The 21,279-nt window shown below is 48.9% G+C and carries 18 protein-coding genes and 1 pseudogene; 17 read left to right on the forward strand and 2 right to left on the reverse strand.

The annotated features are described in order from the left end of the window. The first annotated feature begins 99 nt into the window (after positions 1-99). The 8 genes and pseudogenes from secD to I8U21_RS09525 all read left to right on the forward strand — a co-directional run bounded on the left by secD (position 100) and on the right by I8U21_RS09525 (position 9,305). Positions 100-2,230 (forward strand): annotated as a pseudogene (gene secD, locus I8U21_RS09495) (protein translocase subunit SecD). 117 nt (positions 2,231-2,347) lie between these two features. Further along, the gene (gene recJ, locus I8U21_RS09500) at positions 2,348-4,768 is read left to right on the forward strand and encodes a single-stranded-DNA-specific exonuclease RecJ (protein WP_198053799.1); all 2,421 of its coding nucleotides are present in this window, start codon (positions 2,348-2,350) and stop codon (positions 4,766-4,768) included. Then, positions 4,707-5,222, forward strand: a complete 516-nt coding sequence (locus I8U21_RS09505) for an adenine phosphoribosyltransferase (protein ID WP_037993958.1) — start codon at positions 4,707-4,709, stop codon at positions 5,220-5,222. Before recJ ends, I8U21_RS09505 begins: the two co-directional genes overlap by 62 nt. A 204-nt stretch (positions 5,223-5,426) precedes the next feature. Further along, positions 5,427-5,555: a hypothetical protein gene (locus I8U21_RS15190; protein WP_255516960.1), complete on the forward strand. Its 129-nt coding sequence runs from the start codon at positions 5,427-5,429 to the stop codon at positions 5,553-5,555. Between the two features lie 147 nt (positions 5,556-5,702). Beyond that, entirely contained in the window at positions 5,703-6,353 is a 651-nt protein-coding gene (locus I8U21_RS09510; protein ID WP_181731737.1) for an FMN-dependent NADH-azoreductase, read from the forward strand. Positions 6,354-6,443: 90 nt separating this feature from the next. Then, entirely contained in the window at positions 6,444-7,076 is a 633-nt protein-coding gene (locus I8U21_RS09515) for an FMN-dependent NADH-azoreductase (RefSeq protein WP_181731736.1), read from the forward strand. Positions 7,077-7,470: 394 nt separating this feature from the next. Continuing rightward, positions 7,471-8,643, forward strand: coding sequence for a homogentisate 1,2-dioxygenase (locus I8U21_RS09520; protein ID WP_181731735.1), 1,173 nt, complete (start codon positions 7,471-7,473; stop codon positions 8,641-8,643). Continuing rightward, positions 8,643-9,305: a flavin reductase family protein gene (locus I8U21_RS09525; RefSeq protein ID WP_181731734.1), complete on the forward strand. Its 663-nt coding sequence runs from the start codon at positions 8,643-8,645 to the stop codon at positions 9,303-9,305. The genes I8U21_RS09520 and I8U21_RS09525 overlap by 1 nt, the downstream gene beginning before the upstream one ends. 38 nt (positions 9,306-9,343) lie before the next feature. Here I8U21_RS09525 and typA read toward each other — a convergent pair whose 3' ends face one another. Continuing rightward, positions 9,344-11,161 carry a translational GTPase TypA gene (gene typA / locus I8U21_RS09530; RefSeq protein ID WP_198053800.1) on the reverse strand — a complete coding sequence of 606 codons (1,818 nt, stop codon included), beginning with the start codon at positions 11,159-11,161 and terminating at the stop codon, positions 9,344-9,346. A 122-nt stretch (positions 11,162-11,283) separates the two neighbouring features. On the opposite strand from typA, the gene I8U21_RS09535 reads away from it, so the two are divergent. Both I8U21_RS09535 and I8U21_RS09540 read left to right on the forward strand, forming a co-directional pair. Further along, entirely contained in the window at positions 11,284-13,017 is a 1,734-nt protein-coding gene (locus I8U21_RS09535) for an ABC transporter ATP-binding protein (protein WP_181731732.1), read from the forward strand. Positions 13,018-13,040: 23 nt separating this feature from the next. Beyond that, entirely contained in the window at positions 13,041-14,786 is a 1,746-nt protein-coding gene (locus tag I8U21_RS09540) for an ABC transporter ATP-binding protein (RefSeq protein WP_181731731.1), read from the forward strand. Here the strand turns inward: I8U21_RS09540 and I8U21_RS09545 are convergent. Further along, positions 14,702-14,980: an H-type small acid-soluble spore protein gene (locus I8U21_RS09545; RefSeq protein ID WP_198053801.1), complete on the reverse strand. Its 279-nt coding sequence runs from the start codon at positions 14,978-14,980 to the stop codon at positions 14,702-14,704. The two genes, I8U21_RS09540 and I8U21_RS09545, sit on opposite strands and share 85 nt — an antisense overlap. Positions 14,981-15,139: 159 nt before the next feature. On the opposite strand from I8U21_RS09545, the gene I8U21_RS09550 reads away from it, so the two are divergent. From I8U21_RS09550 to I8U21_RS09580, 7 genes are all read left to right on the forward strand, one after another. After that, on the forward strand, positions 15,140-16,462 hold the full coding sequence (locus tag I8U21_RS09550; RefSeq protein WP_181731729.1) for an anti-phage deoxyguanosine triphosphatase: 1,323 nt from the start codon (positions 15,140-15,142) through the stop codon (positions 16,460-16,462). A gap of 104 nt (positions 16,463-16,566) precedes the next feature. Then, positions 16,567-16,938 (forward strand): hypothetical protein, encoded by a 372-nt coding sequence (locus I8U21_RS09555; RefSeq protein WP_181731728.1) that lies wholly within the window; start codon positions 16,567-16,569, stop codon positions 16,936-16,938. A 129-nt stretch (positions 16,939-17,067) separates the two neighbouring features. Further along, positions 17,068-17,856, forward strand: coding sequence for a transporter substrate-binding domain-containing protein (locus I8U21_RS09560; protein WP_309544807.1), 789 nt, complete (start codon positions 17,068-17,070; stop codon positions 17,854-17,856). A 111-nt stretch (positions 17,857-17,967) separates the two neighbouring features. Further along, a complete protein-coding gene (locus I8U21_RS09565; protein ID WP_181731727.1) occupies positions 17,968-18,150 on the forward strand; it encodes a hypothetical protein in 183 nt (60 codons plus the stop codon). Positions 18,151-18,266: 116 nt separating this feature from the next. Then, the gene (zwf, locus tag I8U21_RS09570) at positions 18,267-19,805 is read left to right on the forward strand and encodes a glucose-6-phosphate dehydrogenase (RefSeq protein ID WP_198053803.1); all 1,539 of its coding nucleotides are present in this window, start codon (positions 18,267-18,269) and stop codon (positions 19,803-19,805) included. Between the two features lie 16 nt (positions 19,806-19,821). Further along, positions 19,822-20,451 (forward strand): cyclase family protein, encoded by a 630-nt coding sequence (locus I8U21_RS09575; RefSeq protein ID WP_181731725.1) that lies wholly within the window; start codon positions 19,822-19,824, stop codon positions 20,449-20,451. A gap of 143 nt (positions 20,452-20,594) precedes the next feature. Further along, complete coding sequence (locus tag I8U21_RS09580) at positions 20,595-21,278, forward strand: amino acid ABC transporter permease (protein ID WP_231564574.1); 684 nt, start codon at positions 20,595-20,597, stop codon at positions 21,276-21,278. Position 21,279 lies beyond the last annotated feature (1 nt).

Here is a 21,279-nt window from a genome sequence, read left to right on the forward strand (position 1 = left end):
CACAATCCCGCTGTCGTCTTTTTTTGCAAAATTGACATGACTTTCGGATGCAGGGATAATTAAAATTACGGTGTTTTATACATAAAAGGAGGACAAGGAATGAGGGTGCGAAAAGTCAATATCGTCGTATTTATCCTCCTGGTGGTTGCAATTTTCGGCTTGGCGGCCACAACTACCGGTTATATATGGAAACATGTCACGTTGGGCCTGGATTTGCAAGGCGGATTTGAAGTGTTATATGAGGCGGAGCCCGGACAAAAAGTGAATACGGGGATTTTGAAAGACACTGCCGCGGCCTTAAACAGCCGGATCAATGTCCTGGGGGTGTCGGAACCGGATATCACCATTGAACCGCCCAATCGCATCCGGGTGCAACTGGCAGGAGTCAAAGACCAAAACAAAGCACGGGAATTGCTTGGAAAACAGGCCAAGCTCACCTTCCGCGATGCTTCGGGGAAAGTGTTGCTGGAGGGAAGCGACTTGAAGGAAAAAGGGGCAAAAGTCGATTATGACCAGATGGGACAGCCGGTTGTCACGTTGCAACTGAAAAATGCGGATAAATTTGCCAAGATCACCCGTGAGCATCTGGGACAACCGATTGCCATTTATTTGGACGAGCAACAGCTAAGCGCCCCTGTGGTCCAACAAGTGATCACCGGGGGAACGGCACAAATCACCGGCCAAAAGGATACGGAGGAAGCACAACAGCTGGCCGATTTGTTGAATGCCGGCGCCATTCCGTTGAAAATGAAGGAAATTCAAAGCCATTCCGTGGATGCCAGCCTCGGGGAAGACTCCTTGAGGGACAGTCTCATCGCAGGGGCTTATGCCGTGATCGCGATCTTTATTTTCATGATCGGCTTTTACCGGTTGCCGGGATTTGTGGCGGTCACGACCTTGGTGGCTTATTCGTATTTGTTGCTGTTGACTTTCATGGTGATGGGCGTGACCTTAACCCTGCCGGGAATTGCCGCGTTTATTCTGGGGATCGGAATGGCGGTGGATGCCAATATCATTATGAATGAACGGATTCGTGAGGAGATGCGGGTTGGCAAAAGCATGAAAGCAGCCGTCCGTGCCGGTTCCAAACGTTCTTTCCTGACCATTTTCGATGCGAACATTACCACCATCATCGCCGGAGCGGTGTTGTTTATCTTCGGAAGTGCCGGTGTCAAAGGATTCTCGGTGACGCTGATTGCCGGGATTCTCGTCAGCTTTGTGACAGCGGTGGCACTATCCCGGATCATGATGAATTTGCTGGTCCGGTCCAACTTGCTGAAAAGCCCGGTTTGGTTCAGGGTGAGAGAGGATGAGATCAGTGATCTATAAGTTTGATATTGTGAAGCATCGAAAAAAGATTTTTATCCTGACGCTGTTGATTGTGGCGGTTTCCATCATCTCGCTGTCCGTTCAGGGACTCAACCTGGGAGTCGATTTTGTGAGCGGAACCCGGCTGGACATTCATGTGAAGCCGAATGTGGATCTGGAAAAAGCACGGACCGTTTTGACCGGACTCGGGTATCACGATCCGGATGTCCGCACGGGCGGATCGGAAAATGAGTTTGTCTTTTTTCGGGTCAGCCATAGCATGGAACGGAACCAGATCAATCAGATTGAGGCGGCTTTTGAAAAAGCTTTTCAAACCGACGTGAATATCCAGGCCCAGACCGTGAGCCCGGTGGTCGGTCGGGAAACGGCCATGAATTCCATCAAAGCGGTTCTCATCGCCTCCGTTTTCATCATTATTTATGTGGCGATCCGTTTTGAATACCGGTTTGCTGTTTCGGCCGTATTGGCTTTGCTGTATGATGTCCTGTTTGTGGTCGGAGCCTTTTCCCTCTTTCAGATCGAAGTGGATTTGGTTTTCATCGCCGCGGTGCTGACCATTGTGGGATATTCGATCAATGATACGATTGTGATATTTGACCGGATCCGTGAAAACATGAAACAGGAGAATCCTGCCAAATGGGATGACTTGGCGGCGGTTGTGAATAACAGCATCATGCAAACGCTGGTCCGTTCGATCAACACCGTGTTAACAGTGGCGTTTGCCGCCCTTCTGTTGTGGTTGTTGGGCGGGGAAAGCATCCGGAATTTCTCGCTGGCCCTGCTCTTGGGATTGATTTCGGGCGCTTATTCTTCCATCTTTGTGGCCAGCCCGCTCTGGGTCACTTGGAAATGGAAATCGATGCAAAAAAAGCATCCTTCCAAAAAAGCCGTGACGGAATAAAAATACACCGGAGAAGCCATGGAAAGGACATGGCTTCTTTTTTTGGGCGTTTTTTCTGTCTTCTGCCTGTTTTTCTTTGTGCTATAATGGTTAGCGCAAAGAGTGAGGTGTTCGGTCATGTTGCATGCAAGAGCAAGGTGGGATGTGGAGCCGGTGGACGAGGATTTAAGCGAGGAGATGTCCAAAGAGCTGGACATTCATCCCATCATTTCAAAAATGCTGATTCGCCGGGGGGTCAAAGAAATCCCGGAGGCCCGCCGTTTTTTAAATCCTTCCCTTGCCGACCTGAATGATCCTTTCCTGTTGGATGGAATGGAAACCGCCGTGCAAAGGATCCGCCAGGCCATCAGGGACAAAGAGCCGATTCTGGTTTACGGGGATTATGATGTGGACGGCGTCAGCAGCACCTGTTTGATGCTGAAAACGCTCCGGCGGTTGGGGGCAACTGTGGATTACTATATCCCCCATCGTTTCCGGGAAGGATACGGGATCAATCAAGAGGCCTTAAAACAAGCCAAAGAGCGCGGGTTCCGCCTGATTCTTTCGGTGGACACGGGGATTGCCGCCGTCAAGGAGGCGGCTTATGCCAAAGAGTTGGGGTTGGATCTCATTATTACCGATCACCACGAACCCCAGGAAACGCTGCCGGATGCGTTGGCGGTGATCAATCCGAAGAAGCCGGGATGCCCGTACCCTTTTAAAATGCTTGCTGGGGTCGGTGTCGCTTTCAAACTGGCCACGGCCTTATTGCAAGAGGTGCCGGAAGCGTGGATGGACATCGCTGCGTTGGGAACCATTGCCGATCTGGTTCCGCTGGTGGAGGAAAATCGCATTTTGGCCTGCTACGGATTGAAGAAGATGAGCCAGACGGTGCATGTCGGATTGAAAGCGTTGATTCAGGCTTGCGATATTGATCATGACGTGTCGGCCAGTCATGTGGGATTCCTGCTCGGTCCCCGGATCAATGCATGCGGACGGTTGGACACGGCGGACACGGCGGTCCGTTTGCTGATGACGGAGGACCCGGAAGAAGCGGAAGCCCTTGCGGGAGAATTGGATATGCTCAACCGAAAGCGGCAACAATTGGTGGATGAGATGACCCTGGAAGCAGTGGAAGAGATTGAGAAGAATCCGGACAAGCACAAATATGTGATTGTCGTTGCCCGCCCGGGCTGGAATGTGGGTGTGGTCGGCATTGTCGCTTCCCGGTTGGTCGAAAAATATTACCGGCCGGTTGTGGTGTTGGGGATCGACGAAGAAAAACAAACGGCCAAGGGATCGGCGAGAAGCATTCAAGGATTTCATTTGTTTCAAGCGTTGTCAGAGTGTAAAGAATGGTTGCCCGAATTTGGCGGACACGAAATGGCTGCGGGAATGACGCTGGAAGCCCGAAACATTTCCAAACTGCATGAGCGGCTTTCGAGGTTGGCGAAAGAACGGATCCGCCCGGAAGATTACGTGCCGCTCAAATGGGCGGAAGGCGAATTGGATGCCGAGCAAATTGAGGAGGACCTGATTGAACAGCTGGAGATTCTGGCTCCGTTTGGGGTCGGGAACCCACAGCCGCTCTTTATTGTAAAAGAAATGCCTGTCGCGCGGATTCAGCGCATGGGAAGGGAACAAGAACATGTCAAATTGTATTTGAAGCGGAAAAACGGAATGTTAAGCGCGGTCGGTTTTCGCCTGGGGAATCAGGCCGACGGGCTCAGTCCCCACGGACGGATCCGTTTGCTCGGCGAGCTGGAGATGAATGAATGGAACGGCCACAGAGCCCCCCAAATCATTATCCGGGATATGGAGGTCCGTCATCTGCAAGTGTTTGATTTAAGAAGCAACCGGAAAGAATGGTCGCAGCTGGCCGGATTGAACCCGGAAGAAATATGTTTTATCTGTTCCAGCGGCTCCGCACTTTTTAAACAATTGTCCCAATCGACGAATCGAATCGTGGTGACATGGGAAGAGCTGATGGATAAAAAGCAACAGGAAAGCATGAAGCAAGCCAAACATTTGGTTTTGGCGGAATCGCCCCCGACATTGGAGGTGTTTCGCAACCGCTTGAAAGACGGACGGGAAGCGGAACGGATTTATGTCATGTTCGGGGATAAAGAGTTTGATCATTTGTTGCCGAAAACCCCGTCCCGTGAAGATTTTTCAAAGCTGTACCGGGTGATTGCAGGGAAAGGGAAGATCTCCCTGCGCAAATATTTGTCTTCGCTGATGCGGGTGACAGGATTGCAAAAACGTGTCATTTCTTTTATGATTCAAGTGTTTGAAGAATTAGGGTTTGTCAGCTTGGATCAGGAAGATTTGATCGTCCATGAAAACCCGGCCAAAAGGCCGCTGACGGAATCCAGAACATATCAACACCAAAGAGAACGGGAACGGGTTTTGGAGACACTGGTTTATTCAAGCTATAAAGATTTGTGCCGTTATTTGTTTGAAACGATTTCTTTTACACACATGGGAGGATATACAGATGGATTTCAAAGAAAAGATTCGAGTGATTCCAGACTTTCCGCAACCGGGGGTGCGGTTTAAAGATATCACCACGCTGTTGAAAGATGGAAAAGCTTACAAAGAAGCCATTGATCAAATTGCCCGCCAACTGGAAGGAAAAGAGATTGATCTCATTGTCGGGCCCGAGGCGAGGGGGTTTGTCATCGGCGCTCCTTTGGCGTATGCCTTGGGAGTGGGATTTGTACCGGTGCGCAAGTCTGGAAAGTTGCCGTATGAAACGGTGGAAACCACATACAGCTTGGAATACGGAAAAGATGCGTTGGCAATGCACAAAGATGCCATTGTTCCAGGACAAAAAGTATTGGTTGCCGATGATTTGCTGGCAACGGGCGGAACCATTTCCGCCACGTTGGAATTGATTCAGCAATTGGGCGGAGATCCGGTGGGAGCGGCCTTTTTTGTGGAACTGGGATATCTCGGCGGAAGAGATAAATTGAAAGGATTGGATATCATTTCATTGGTTCGCTATGATTGAAGCCGGCAGGTCCCCGGTTTGATCCGGCTGTTTTTGCATGGCCATTTCACGCACATGGCAGATTCGTCTGCATGTGCGTTTTTTTGTGCCTGTTTTGCAAGGGTTTATAAAAAAACAGAATAATGTATTATAACAAACTGTTGCATAACAGAATCTGTTATAATATAATATGTTCAAATACAACATTCGGATGGAGGGGTTTTCGTGGAGTCCCAACATGCTCCTGAACAACAAGAAGTCCGTTGCGAACAGTGCGGGGCCGTTTTGAAACAAGAAGAGGAATCCAGTCCGGAAGAACAGGTTCATTATTACTTGTTGAAATATTACGAATAAAACCAAAAAGCATTCCCTTTTGATAAAAAACCGGCGTTTTGCCGGCTTTTTTTATTTTTGTTGCTGGTTTTATTCTAAAAGAGTGGTATATTTGATGAGTACAGAAATTGTTCCGTGTATTTTTTTAAGATTTGGGGGTTGTCATCCATGGCTACTCTGCTATATATCACATCAAACCCGAAACAGGAATCGGAATCGGTGAGCTTGCAAATAGGCAGGGCGTTTTTAAATGCCTATGAGCTTTCCAACCCTTTTGATGAAATCATTAAATTGGACGTTTACCGGGATGAGATCCCGCTTTTGGATGTGGAAGTGTTTGATGCGTGGGCCAAAATGAAAGAGAGTGTTCCGCTTTCTTTGTCAGAAAGGAGAAAATTGGCCAGAATCAATGAATTGGCCGACCAGTTTGTCATGGCCGACAAATACGTGTTTGTCACACCGATGTGGAATTTCGGGGTGCCTCCCATGATGAAAGCTTATATTGACCTCATTTGCATGGCTGGAAAAACCTTTCGTTATACCGAAGAAGGATCCGTCGGCTTGTTGGTGGGAAAAAAAGCGGTACATATCCAGGCGCGAGGGGGGATTTATTCACACGGGGCGATGAAAGCGATGGAATATGGAGACAGTTATTTGCGCATGGTGCTCGGTTTTATGGGAATCTACGACGTAAAATCAATCATAGCGGAAGGCACGGCTGATCCGTCCCAATACCAGGAGATTATCAATCAGGCCAAGAAATTGGCAAAGCGAACGGCGGCGGAATTCGCCAAACCCGTGGGCAGAAGCATGGCCTGAGGAAGGAAATTTTTTTAAGTTGACTTGATTAATTATATATATTAAGCTTCTTACTAAAGGTTAGTTTATATAGAAACAGGAGGAACAGCAGTGGCTAAAATTTTATACATCACAGCTAATCCGAAACCGGAAAACGAAGCCTTCAGCTTGCGCTTGGGAAAAGCGTTCATGGAAAAAGTAAAAGAAATCAGTCCGGAAGATGAAATCATCGAATTGGATTTATACAAGGCTGATATTCCGTTTCTGGATGAAGATGTCTTTAACGGATGGGGAAAATTGGCGCAAAATCAAAGCCTGACCCCGGAAGAAGAACAAAAAGTCAACCGGCTTAATGAATTGGTTGATCAATTTGTGGATGCGGACAAGTATGTGTTTGTCACGCCGATGTGGAACTTGTCCTTCCCCCCGCGCTTGAAACTGTATATTGATGCCATTTGCATGGCCGGCAAAACATTCAAATATACGGAAAACGGTTCGGTTGGTCTCCTTGAAGGGAGAAAAGCCGTTCATTTACATGCGCGCGGCGGCGTTTATTCCGAAGGTCCCGCCCGGGAATTGGAGTTTGCGGATCGCTACCTCCGTGCGATTTTGGGCTTTATCGGAATCACTGATGTTCAGTCCGTTATTGCCGAAGGGATGGCAGCCAATCCGCAAGAAGCTGAGTCCATTTTTGCCAAAGCTTTGGAACAAGTGCCACAAGCAGCCGCCCGGTTTGTTGAATGAGACATTTGTTTTTGCGCCTTCAAAAGGCGCGTTTTTTTTATGGAACGGTTGTTTCGCTTGTGGCAGGAACTTCGATCTGATCGGCGGTGAAAGGTTTTGTCGGATTTGAAAGAAAAATCATGCAACAGGCGATGAAAACCAAAAATCCCAACGACAAACCGGAAATAATCAGATCTTTATTCACATTGAAAACCTGCCTTTAAAATGGTTTTTGTTTTATTTAGACTGATTTTACCCTGGCCGGGTTGCAGCAAAAATGAAAAAATTGTTGCGGTCCCTGTGTCGCTTGCGGAAGATGAATTATCAGAATCATCGATTTAGACAAAAAACTAAATATTTTGTTAAAATAGAAATTAGATCTGACTATTATGCAAATGAATGGGGAGGCGAGGCAATGCCCTTTTACCATCGTTTGGGACAATTGCCCCCAAAGCGGCATATTCAATTCCGCCAGCCTGACGGCAGTCTGTACCGGGAGCAGGTGATGGGGACCAAAGGATTTTCCGGAATCCAATCCATTTTGTATCATATTCATCCTCCGACACAGGTGAGGGAAGCCAAGTGGATCCGCCCGTGGTCGATTCCGGTGGAGGAAGAAGGTGCCCACCGGCACCGGCATTTTATCACTTTTCAAACCGAAGCGGGAAAAGACCCCGTGGATGGGCGCGTGTATTGGCTGGCCAATGAGGATGTGGCGATTGCCACGGTCCGGCCTGTGGAAGAGATGAATTATTTTTTTCGCAACAGTGACGGCGATGAAATCCTTTTTGTGCATGAAGGTGAAGGGGTGCTGGAGACGGTTTTCGGCGACCTTCCGTATTCCCCCGGGGATTATCTGGTCATTCCCGTCGGAACCACCTGGCGGCTGAACATGAAAGATCAAAACCAGCGCTTTTTGGTGATCGAATCAACCGGGGAAATCACCATCCCCCGCCGCTACCGCAATGAGTTTGGCCAATTGTTGGAACACAGTCCGTTTTGTGAAAGGGACATACGGGTGCCGGAGACATTGAATCCCCGGGTTGAAAAAGGGGAATTTGAAGTCCGGGTCAAGGTGCGCGGCGGGCTTCATGCCTATATTTATGACTTTCACCCGTTTGACGTGATCGGATGGGACGGCTATTTGTATCCATGGGCCTTCAGCATTCATGATTTTGAGCCGATCACCGGCTCCATCCATCAGCCGCCGCCGGTCCATCAAACGTTTGCCGGCACCAACTTTGTGGTTTGTTCCTTTGTCCCGCGCATGTATGATTATCATCCGCTGGCAATCCCGGCTCCTTATTATCACAGCAATGTCCACAGCGATGAGGTGCTGTATTATGTGAAAGGAAATTTCATGAGCCGGCGCGGCATCCATGAAGGTTCCCTGACGTTGCATCCTTGCGGTTTGCCTCACGGTCCGCATCCCAATAAAGCCGAGGAGAGCATCGGAAAAGAAAGAACGGAAGAGTTGGCGGTGATGATTGACACATTCCGGCCGCTGAAAGTGACCAAGGCAGCCTTGGGCATGGAAGACCGGCAATATATGTACAGTTGGCTGCCGGAATCAAAAGGGGGAGTATGATGCAGCTGGATCCCGGGCGGTTGAGTCAAAAGGAAAATTATAAATGGTTGATCGGAACGGTGTTGCCCCGTCCCATTGCCTTTGTGACGTCCATCAGTGCTTCCGGGGTTGTGAATGCGGCCCCGTTCAGTTTTTTTAATGTGGTGGCCACCGAACCGCCGATGGTGGGGTTTGCCTGCATGCGCAAGCCGGACGGGGAAATGAAAGACACGGCAAAAAATATCATCGGCCAACGGGAGTTTGTTGTTCACACCGTGAGCGAAGAAAATGTGGCTTTGGTGAATGAAACCGCCGTTGACTTTCCGCCGGATCAAAGTGAAGCGGAAAAAGTCGGTCTTCATTTGCTCCCGTCGGCCGTGGTTCGCGTCCCCCGGATTCAAGAGGCGAAAATTCACATGGAGTGCAAATTGCACCGCCATGTTCCGATCGGAGGAAACGGCCGGCATCCCAATGCGGATTTTCTGATCGGGGAAGTGGTTAGGGTGCATCTGGATGAGGGGTTGTATGATCAAGGGAAAGTGGACACCGGTGCACTAAAACCGGTGGGGCGGATGGCCGGAAGGTCATACGTGAAAGGGGGAGAGATGTTTTCCATGCCCCGGCTTTCCTATGATGAGTGGCTGATAAAACATGAAAAAAGCCGGGGGAGTAACCCCGGCTGACGGCGAACGGATTCGGCCCGGATGGTTATGGTCCGGATTCACTGCTTGTGTTTGCGGGCCCGGTCCCGTTCGTTTTTCTTCAGTAACTTTTTGCGTAAGCGGAATGTTTTGGGGGTGATTTCCAAAAGTTCATCCTCTTTCATGATTTCAAGTGCATCGTCGATGGAAAGTTGGCGCGGCGTGTCCAGGCGGAGCGCTTCTTCCGCAGTGGCGCGCCGAATGCTGGTCAAATGTTTTTTCTTGCATACATTGACTTCCAGATCCGTTTCGCGGATATGTTGCCCCACAACCATGCCTTCATACACTTCCGTGCCGGGAGTGATGTAAAGCTGTCCGCGTTCCTGGGCGGCATGAAGGGCGTACGTGGTGGCCGTTCCCGATTCCCAGGCGATCAGGGAGCCGTGATCATATGCCTCGATGCCTCCGGCGTAAGGTTCATAGCCATGGAACATCGTATTGATCATCGCTTCCCCGTGCGTCGCCGTTAAAAGTTGCAACCGGAAGCCGAGCAATCCCCGTGAGGGGACTTTGTATGTGAATCGGATGTTTCCACTGTCCAACACCACCATATCCTGCAATTGTCCTTTTCGTTTTCCGAGCAATTCCACGACAGCTCCTTGTTGCTCCGAGCTGGTTTCAATTTCTACGATTTCATAAGGTTCCAGCTTGATTCCGTTCTCTTCTTTCAGGATCACTTCCGGCTTGCTCACCTGGAATTCATATCCTTCCCGGCGCATGTTTTCGATCAAAATGCTTAAATGCAGTTCACCTCTGCCGGATACCAGGAAGTGATCCGCCGAATCCGTCTCTTCAACACGCAATGCCACATCTTTTTCCGTTTCACGCATCAGGCGCTCACGGATTTTTCGCGATGTGAGAAATTCACCGTCTTGCCCGGCGAAGGGGCTGGTGTTGATCCCGATCATCATGCGCAAAGTGGGTTCTTCCACTTTGATGGGAGGAAGCGGTTCCGGATGTTCCGGATCGGTGAGGGTGTCTCCGATTCCGACTTCACCAAGGCCGGTGATGGCAATGATGTCTCCGGCGCTGGCCCGTTGGACTTCCATGCGGTTCAAACCTTGGTGTGTGAAAACTTGTCCTGCTTTCACGGTGCGTTTTTCTCCGTTTTGCGGAAGCAAGGCAAGGGTTTGGTTCTTTTGAATCGTTCCCCGGTTTAAGCGGCCGATGACAATCTGCCCTTTGTAATCGTCATAATCCAGCAAAGTGGCTTGCATCTGTGCAGGACCGTCCGGATCGGTCGCAGGAGCCGGAAGTTGCTCGATGATGGTGTCCAAAAGCGGCTCCATGGTCGGTTTCAGCGCATCCGGAGCAAAACCGGAGGAGCCGGTCAGGCCGCTGGCGTACACAATGGGGAAATCACATTGTTCTTCCGTGGCCCCCAAGTCGATAAACAGGTCGAATGTCTGGTTGATCACTTCTTCCGGACGGGCGCTTGGACGGTCGATTTTATTGACGACCACAATGGCTTTGTGTCCGCGTTCCAGTGCTTTTTTCAATACAAACTTCGTTTGCGGCATGGGCCCTTCGGTGGCATCCACAAGCAGCAGGACGCCGTCGACCATATTCATCACCCGTTCCACTTCTCCGCCGAAGTCGGCGTGGCCGGGGGTGTCGACAATATTGATTTTGATGTCTTTATAATGAATGGCTGTATTTTTAGACAAGATGGTGATCCCGCGTTCCCGTTCCAAGTCGTTGGAGTCCATGACCCGTTCTTCGACTTGTTCGTTTTCCCGGAAGATATGGCTTTGTCTTAACATGGCATCCACAAGCGTTGTTTTTCCATGATCCACATGAGCAATGATCGCGATGTTTCGAATGTTTTCCGGTTTCATTCTGTTGTGGGGTCACACGGACCCCAACCCCCTTTTCCTTTAACTTGAAAAATATTTACAAACGAAATCGTATCACAGGATATGATTTCGCGCCAGCAGGATGATGGAGGGTGTGGAGAGGATTGGATCGGTATCAATACTTGAGATGGTTTTTTCAAAGGGAAAAAAAGAGCTATTTGTTGGGGATTATCGCACTGCTTTTGATTGCGCTGATACAATTATTCCCGCCTTATGCCGTGAAGGAAGTCGTGGACTTGATGGCAAGCCGCACACTGACCGCCCGGGATTTATGGTTTTGGACGGGGTTGTGCCTTCTGGCCGCGCTCATCCGGTATGTGCTCGGATATGTCTGGCGGATCGCGTTGTATGGAGCGGCAAACCGGCTGGGGAAATGGCTCCGGAATCAAATTTTTGTCCATTACACCCGGATGTCGCCGTCGTTTTTTCACCGGTGGCGAACCGGGGATTTGATGGCCCATGCCACCAATGATATTCAAGCCATTGTCGCAACCGCCGGGGACGGGGTTTTAACACTGGTTGATTCGTTGATCACCGGCGGACTGGTGGTCTTGACAATGTTTTTCTTTATTGATGAGTCGTTGACAGCAGTGGCGTTATTGCCGATGCCGGTGATCGCCTGGGTGACCCGGAAATTCGGGAAGATGATGAACCGCCGTTTCCGGAAGGCCCAGGAGGCCTTTTCGAGGATGAATGGCAAGGTGCAGGAAAATATTTCCGGTGTGCGGATGGTCAAAGCATTTGGCATGGAGGAAGCGGAGAAAGAAGCGTTCAGCAGGATCACCGGTGAAGTGGCGGACAAAAACATCGCGGTGGCGAGAGTGCATGCTTTGTTTGATCCGACCATCATGTTGTCCGCCGGTTTTTCCTTTTTGTTCAGTATATCTTACGGATCTTATCTGGTTGCCGGAGGAACCCTGACGATCGGCCAGCTCACGCAATTCACCATCTATCTGGGTCAATTGGTGTGGCCGATGCTGGCGTTCGGCTTTCTCATCAATCTGGTGGAGCGGGGAAGAGCTTCTTATGACCGTGTGATAAAGCTTTTGGAGGAAGAATCGGATGTAAAAGACGGACCGGATCCCGGGCGGGAGATTCCGGACGGAGACATCATCATCCGGGTAAACCGGTTCCATTATCCCGGACAAAAAATGCCGGCTTTAAAAGATATCCATCTATCCATCGGCCGCGGGGAAACGATCGGAATCACAGGGAAGACCGGGAGCGGGAAAACCACCCTCATCCGGTTGTTGCTGCGGGAATTTGATGTGACCGACGGGGAAATCCGGTTTGGATCCTTTCCTGTTGACCGGGTGTCACCGGCATCGCTGAGGAGAAAAATGGGTTATGTTCCGCAAGAACATATTTTGTTTACCGGATCGGTTTATGAAAATATTGCATTTGCCAAACCGGACGCAAAGCCGGAGGAAGTGGAAAAGGCAGCCAAAATCGCGTCCGTTCACCAGGATGTTTTAAACTTTCCCGATGGTTATGAAACGATTGTCGGCGAACGGGGCGTCGCTTTGTCAGGGGGGCAAAAACAACGGATTTCCTTGGCCCGGGCGCTCATCATCGATCCGGATGTCCTGATTTTGGATGACGCTTTGTCCGCCGTGGATGCACGGACGGAATACAACATCTTGAAACAGCTTGCTGAAAACCGCAAGAACAAAACCACGTTGATCATTGCCCATCGGATCAGTGCGATCGAATCGGCCGATTGGATTATCGTGTTGGATCAGGGGCAAATCGCCGAACAGGGAGATCATGCGTCTTTGATGAGAAAAAACGGTTGGTACCGTCACATGTATGAGCGGCAACAATTGGAATTGTGGTGAATGTGGGGAGGAATGAGTGGATTGTGGTGTTTCGACGCCTTTTGCGATATTTGAAACCTTACCAAAAGCGGTTTTGGCTGGCATTTGCGGCCTTGTTGGCCGGATCGGGCGCGGAAGTGACCGTGCCGCTATTGGTCAGCCATTATCTTAATGAATACCTGGTTCCCGGGCGATTTGACCTTGCCGTCTTAATTGTTTACGGATTGGGGATCCTTCTATTGCAAAGTGTTGCGGCGGCATTCGACTACTACCAGATGCTTTCTTTTCAAACCGTGGCGCAGTGGGTGGTAAGATCGTTGCGCAAGGATGTGTTTTCGCATGTCCAACGCTTGGGGCTCCGGTTTTATGATCAGGTGCCGGGCGGTTCCCTGGTTTCCCGGATCACCAATGACACGGAGGCTGTGAAAGATTTTTATGTGCACGTTTTGGCTTCTTTTTTGCAAAACACGGTGTTTATTCTTTTTGTTTTTGCCGGGATGTTTTGGCTTGATGTCACTTTGGCTTCTTGGTTGACCCTCGTGCTTCCCGTTATTTTTTGGTTGATGAAAAAATATCGCGATCTCAGTTCCCCGTCTTACCGGGAGTCGAGACATCAGCTGAGCCGGATGAATGCCAAATTGAATGATTCCATCGCAGGGATGAACATCATCCAGGCTTTTTTGCAAGAGCGGCGGTTTATCCGGGAATTTTCCCGAATCAATGAATTGCATTACCGGGCCGGAATGAGAAACATCCGCTTCTTTGCATTGATGTTGCGGCCGGCGACACAGTTTTTATCCGTCGCTGCAACGGTTGCGGTGTTGTTGTATTTCGGCTTTGTCTCCCGGGATGGAGCGGTTCAATTGGGGATCTTATACGGATTTCTGAATCTGATTGAAAGAATTTTCGAACCGGTCAATGAAATCATGATGCGTTTGTCCCCGTTGCAGCAATCGCTCACAGCAGCGGAAAGAGTTTTTGAACTGATGGATCAGAAAGAGTTTGCCCCGGGAAAAGAGGGGGATAGCTCCCCCGAAATCAAAAAAGGGCACATCCGGTTTGACCATGTTTCCTTCTCTTATGACGGAAAGACGGATGTGCTGAAAAATATCACTTTTGAAGTCAAACCCGGGCAAACCGTCGCGTTGGTGGGGCATACGGGAAGCGGAAAAAGTTCGATCATCCATTTGCTGATGCGTTTTTACCGGGTGAAAAGCGGAGAGATTTTTATTGACGGGGTGCCGCTTCGTTTTTATGACAACGGGGAATTGCGCCAAAAGATCGGTTTGGTGATGCAGGAGCCATTTTTGTTTGCGGGGGATGTGACCGGCAACATCCGCCTTCATCATCCGATGAGTGAAGAGCAAGTGAAAAAAGCCGCCCGGTTTGTCCAAGCGGATGACTTCATTGAAAAATTGCCCCGGGCTTGGGAAGAACCGGTTGTCGAGCGGGGCGCCACGTTGTCCGGCGGACAGCGGCAGTTGATCTCTTTTGCCCGGACCATGGCGATGGAACCGAAAATCCTGTTGCTGGATGAAGCCACCGCCCATGTGGATACAGAGACGGAAGAAGCGATTCAAACGGCGCTGAAAAAGATGCGCCGGGACCGGACGACACTGGTCATTGCGCACCGGTTGTCGACTGTCCAGGACGCGGATTTGATTTTGGTTTTACATCAGGGAGAAATTGTGGAGCGGGGAACGCATCAGGAATTAATGGCCCGGGAGGGGTTATACCGGAAAATGTACCGGTTGCAAAAGGGAGGATCCTCTTTTTTTTGGCCCCGGTAGGTCAGTGCACTTCTTTTTTTCTCTTCCAGATCCCAAACCGGGATCTTTTTTACGTCATCGGGGTTGGATTCGGAATGAACCTGTGCTTTTTCAGCATTTTCGTCCACCATGTCAATCCAGACCGGTTCTCCTTGGTACAAGACCGTGATTTTTTCCGACGATTGCAAAATCTGTTTTGCGCGTTCGATTTCCATGTCCATCGCTCCTTTTCTTAAGGTTCTGCTTTTATCATGTTTGGAAAAATGAAAAACTATGCAAAAAGAAAATTGATGACGCGCGAAGGGATTTGGAAAAAAACCAAGAAATGTTAAAAGCGTTTGTAAAGAAAGAACGGATGGATAAGGGTGGAGCGTATGTTGATGTATCGTCCGAAGGAAAATCAATTGTATCTGCCTGAGGATATTGAACGGCGGAAAGCTTCCGGTACAAGAAATTTCAAAGATGTCCGGGATGATTTTGAAAAAGATTACGGACGGATTGTGCACAGTGCGGCGTTTCGCCGTCTCCAGTCCAAAACCCAGGTGTTTTGGCAAAGTGCCGGGGACTTTCACCGGACCCGTTTGACGCATTCCATGGAAGTTGCCCAAATCGCCAGGGGCATTGGCATTTATCTGAACAAGCATTCTCCTTTTTTTTCGGAAAATCAGGCGCTGGATATTTCATTGTTGGAAGCGGCGGCATTGGCTCACGATTTGGGGCATCCTCCCTTCGGCCATCGCGGGGAAGAAGCGTTGCATGAATGCATGTTGGACTATGGCGGGTTTGAAGGCAATGCGCAGACATTCCGGATTTTAACGAGGCTGGAAGGGGAAGCGCATGCCGGGGGATTAAATTTGACACGTGCGTTGCTTTTGTCCGTGATGAAATATCCCATCTTTCTGGATACCGCCATGAAGCGAAAACGGGGTGGGGATGATCCGTCTCTTCCGCCGAAAGCCAGCATGTTTCGCTGTGATCAGGAAGCGTTTGAATGGGTGGTGTCGTCCCTGAGCGAAGAAGAAAAGGCTTATCTGATGAAGACCCGAGATGCCGGCCGCCGCCTGACCGTTCATCAATCGCTGGAGTGTTCGATTATCGATTTGGCGGATGATATAGCTTACGGCACGCACGATGCAGAAGATGCCGTTCATTTGGGATTTATCCGGCTGGCCCATTTGAAAGATTTGTTGATGCCTTTCGGTGAAAACCCGGCTTATCAGGAGTTGCAAAAAGCTTGCATGATCCTGGACCGGACGGACCCGGAAGATCCCCAGTTGAAATACCGGCTGAAAAAAGTGTTTTCCGGATTGATTTCCACGCTGATTACCCATGTCAAAGTGAAAAAGAACGATCTGGATGTCCGGTCGCCGCGATTGAAATATTCGGTGATGTTGCCGGATGATTTGCGGGATTTATTGGACCGGCTGAAAGAATTGGTATCCGAGAAGGTGATTCTCTCCCAACGGGTTCAAACGATCGCATGGAAGGGGCAGCAAATCATCCGTTCTTTGTTTCAGGCATTGCTGTCGGAAGAACGTTTGTTGACCGAACATGACCGGATGCTGTTGAACCAGTCTTCCACGGAAGCAGAGCGGGCCCGCGTGATCTGTGATTATATTGCCGGAATGACGGATTCGTTTGCGATGAGGATGTATGGCCGTTTGTACGGGCTGAGTCGCAATTTTTTTGATTTTTGATCATCCGTCATTGCAGGATGGTGAAAATTGGTGATATAGTAGACGTGATTTTGTCTGGCTGACCAGGCTCTTCAACGGTTTCTGCAAGAAACAGGGGTGGTGACATGATCTTTAATGTGAAACCGTGTTCCCGTGAATGCAATCCATCCAATGAATTGGGAGAAATTTTGATCGGCATTGATGAAAGTGTCCGCCAGTTGAATGAAGTTTCGGAGTTGCACCGGAAAACCGCGCAAATACGCAAGGTTCAGCAGAAAGTGGAATGGATGTTGGACCGGGTCCAAAAAAGAGAATGGGAAGGCATTCATCCCCAATTGGAAGAGTTGGTGTATTACTTGGAACTGTGTTGTTTCAGCTGGCTGAACATGACGGGGGAATCTTTCCAAACATACTTGGAAGAAGTGAACCAGAGGTATCGCAAGTTGCTGTGGAGACTGATGATATTTCACCGGCAACAGAAGAGAAACGATGATTGACAGGAGAAATTTATGTTCTTTCGTTGTATAATCACTTCTTGACAAGGGGATCAATAGTAAGTAGCATAAAATTACTTTATCCGTTAAAAATAGATCGAAAAACTTGTGTTTTGATAGGAGAGACGCTCTGTGAAGTGGTTCAGACATGGTTTGGTTTATTTGCTGGGTTTGATGATCCTTGTGCAACTGACCGGATGCAGTGTGCAAACAGACGGGGACTTGCTGAGTCAGATTAAAGAGAGGGGAACTATCCGGATTGGAACGGAAGGGACTTATAAACCTTTTAGTTTTCATGATCCCAAAACCAATCAGCTGACCGGTTTTGATGTGGAAGTGGCACAGGAAGTGGCCAAGAGGCTCGGCGTGAAAGCGGAATTTGTGGAAATTCCGTGGGATGGGCTGTTGACCAGTTTGCAAACCGGAAAAATCGATATGGTGGCCAATCAAGTGGGGATTAAACCCGAGCGGCAGAAGAAGTTTGATTTCAGCAAGCCGTATACCATTTCTTATGCACAGCTTGTGGTACATCAGGATAATCAAACCATCCGCACGCTTGAAGACATCAAAGGAAAAAAAGCCGGGCAAACCCCGACAAGCAACTACGGCAAGATGGCAGAAGAGCATGGCGCTCAAATCGTCGCTTATGAAGATATGATGGGGGCGATGCAGGATGTGGCTGCCAAGCGCATCGATCTCTCCCTCAATGATAAATTGGCGATTGCGGAAATGTTGAAAAACAATGATTTGCCGTTGAAAGTCATCGACATCCAAAGTGACCGGGCCGAATCGGCATTTCCGGTGCAAAAAGGCAATGCCGAATTGGTAAAGGCTATCAACAAGGCTTTGGATGAGATGGAAAAAGACGGAACGCTGATAAAAATATCCAAAAAATGGTTTGGCACCGACGTGACCAAATAATGAAAAGAAAGCCCTTTCCTTACAAGGAAAGGGCTTTTTGTGAAGCAAAACGCTGTCCCGGCCAAAAAGGAAACCGGATCGTTAAAAAGAGTCGAATGAGGAAAAATTTAAATGGAAAAAGAAAAAACACGCGCATCAGGAATCATGCGGGACGGCTGGTTTCAGGGGGCGGGCAAGGGAGATGGGCAATGTTCGGATGAAAGCGGGGAAGGAGGGTTATTTTATAAATCTTTTCTGCCATCAAAAAAAACAATGAGAAAGAAAGTTAAGAATTATATGCTTTTCGTTCTTTGAATCCATTGGTTGATGACATTTGTTAGAATTGAAAATATGTGTTTCAGAATGACTGCATCACATGAAACACATATTAAGGATGAATGTTGGTTTCTGGTTGAAAGGATGGGAGTAGAATGACTTCAAATAGATCTGTCGGTTCTTTTTCTTTGGTGATTTTCGGAGCGACGGGTGATTTGGCGAAACGGAAATTGTTCCCGGCATTGTTCAGCTTATATAAAAGAGAACAGTTGCCGGAGGATTTTCAGGTGATCGGAATCGGCCGCTCGATCCGAAACGTCGGGGATTTTCACCAAGCCGTGAAAGATTCCGTCCATTTGTTTGGAAGAATTAAAGCCGAAAACGAAGAGGAATGGTCCCGGTTCATCCGGCACTTCCAATTTGTCACTTCCAGTGTCGACGATCCGGCCGGCTATCAACAAATGAAGACATTGATCGATGAAAAAGAAAAAGCTTGGCAAGGAGCAGGAAATGGGAATCGTCTGTTCTATCTTGCGATTGCTCCGGATTTATACGGAACGGTTTCCTCTCATTTGAAAGAATCCGGATTGACCCGGACCAACGGCTGGAAACGAATCATCATCGAAAAACCGATCGGGCATGATTATGAATCGGCCAAGCAACTGAATGAACAGATCAAAAAAGCCTTTACCGAGGAAGAAATTTACCGGATTGACCATTACTTGGGCAAGGAAATGGTGCAAAACATCGAAGTGTTGCGGTTTGCCAATTCTTTGTTTGAACCGATCTGGAATCATCAATATATTGAATCCGTCCAAATCACGGCCAGTGAAACGGTGGGCGTTGAGCAGCGGGCCGGTTATTATGATCAGGCCGGGGCGTTAAGGGACATGGTGCAAAATCATATGCTGCAGATGTTGATGATGGTCTGCATGGAGCCGCCCAGCCGGTTGAAAACGGAAGCGATCCATGATGAGAAAATCAAAGTGTTGCGCTCGCTCAGACGTTATGATCAAGAGGAAGTGGGAAAATACTTTGTGCGGGCTCAATATCAGGAAGGAGTCATGGGGGAAAAACCGGTGCCTGCTTACCGGGAAGAAAAAGGCATCGATCCCCGTTCCATGACGGAAACATTTGTCGCGGCCAAACTTTTTGTGGATAATTTACGTTGGGCCGGTGTTCCTTTTTATATCCGGACCGGCAAGCGCATGACGGAAAAAGTGACGCAAATTGTGATTCAATTTAAGGAAATGCCCCGGATTTATTTCAACAAGCAAAATAATTTGCGGCCCAATCTGCTTGTCATCAGCATCCATCCCGAAGAAAGCGTCAAATTGGTGCTAAACGCCAAAGAAGCCGGATCCGACCATCAAATTGTGCCCGTTGCACTGGAATTCTGCCACAACTGTGAACAGCGTTCGCCGGAAGCATACGAATCATTGATTTATGATGCGATTGTCGGGGATCAGACCTTCTTTACGCATTGGGAAGAAGTGGCGCTGTCATGGAAGTTTATTGATCCGGTGCATCAAGCCTGGACGCAGGAACAAGATTCCCTCCATTTTTACAAAAGTGGAACCTGGGGTCCGCAAGCAGCGCATGATTTGTTGGCGGAAGAAGGACACCATTGGTGGCCGCCCATCCTTCAAAACGATCCTCAGGTGGTCACGGCCGGTGAATTGAAAACTACATAACAAGGGAGAGTGTGCCATGAAAATTTATGATGTTTCCATGCCGATTGTACCGGACATGCCTGTTTACAAAAACAAAGAAACGAAGAAGCCGTTGATCCAAGTCGTGCAGGATTTTGACACAGCCGCAGCCAGAGAATCCAAAATCACGATGGATGTGCATTGTGGTACCCATGTCGATTCGCCGCTTCACATGCTTCCGGACGGGGGAACGATGGAAACCATTCCCCTGGAACATCTGGTCGGAAAAGCGAGGGTGTTGGATTTTTCCGAGGTGGAAGGAGGCATCGGCAAAGAGGATCTTGAAGCCAAAGATATCCAACCCGGCGAGTTTTTGTTGCTGAAAACCAAAAACTCCGGGAAAGACGAATTTGATTTTGAATTTGTTTATTTAAAAGAAGACGGAGCCAAGTTTCTTGCAGAGAAGAAAGTAAGAGGCGTGGGGATTGATGCGCTCGGGATCGAACGCTCGCAACCGGGGCATCCCACTCACAAATCTTTGTTCCAAGCCGGTGTGATCATCATGGAAGGGTTGTGGTTGAAAGAAGTGCCGGAAGGAACTTATTTTATGGTGGCTCTGCCGATTAAATTGATGGAAACGGAAGCCGCTCCGGCGCGGGTGATCCTGATGGAAGGGATCCGGGCATAACGAAGGAAAAAGAGGCGACTTCGTGTCGCCTTTTTTGCTTTGACACGGAGTCAGGGTCTGATTATGATAGAATCATCCACCTTTAAATAAAAGTAAATTGATAGACTTAGAATATATTTACGATGGAGTGTCAAAAAATGGATGTGTTAACGCAAATTCGCTGGGAACAATTATTTGACCTTGAATTGGCGGTTGAAAGCGCGCCTTACATTTTGGAAGGGTTGGCGGCCACAATCTGGATGAGCTTGGTGTCCATGGCAATCGGGCTTTTGCTCGGCTTAATCACCGCCGTCGGCCGCATGTCCAAAAACTTTTTGTTTCAGTGGATTGCCCGCGCCTACATCTCCATTATCCGCGGGACGCCTTTGTTGGTGCAATTATTTATCTTGTACTTCGGGCTTCCGGTGATCGGCATCAAGCTAACGGCCACGCTGGCAGGGATCATTGGTTTGTCGCTCAATGTCGGGGGATACTCCGCGGAAACAATCCGGGGATCCATTCTCTCCATTCCCAAAGGGCAGTGGGAAGCCGCATCGTCCCTCAACATGACTTATTGGCAAACGATGCGCCGGGTGATTATTCCGCAGGCGGCCCGGGTGGCTCTCCCGTCTTTGGCGAACACCTTTTTAAGTTTGGTGAAGGATACTTCTTTGTTGGCGATGATCACGGTGAACGAAATGTTTTATCATGCCAAAATCGTCGGTGCCCGCGCTTTTGATTACATGACGGTGTACATTTTGGTCGCATTCTTTTATTGGGTGATTTGTACATTGCTGAACATTGTCCAGGAAAAACTGGAAAAACGGTATGGACGTTATGCGGCATAGA

This window comes from Thermoactinomyces sp. CICC 23799, assembly GCF_016055145.1.
GTDB classification, from domain to species: domain Bacteria; phylum Bacillota; class Bacilli; order Thermoactinomycetales; family Thermoactinomycetaceae; genus Thermoactinomyces; species Thermoactinomyces intermedius.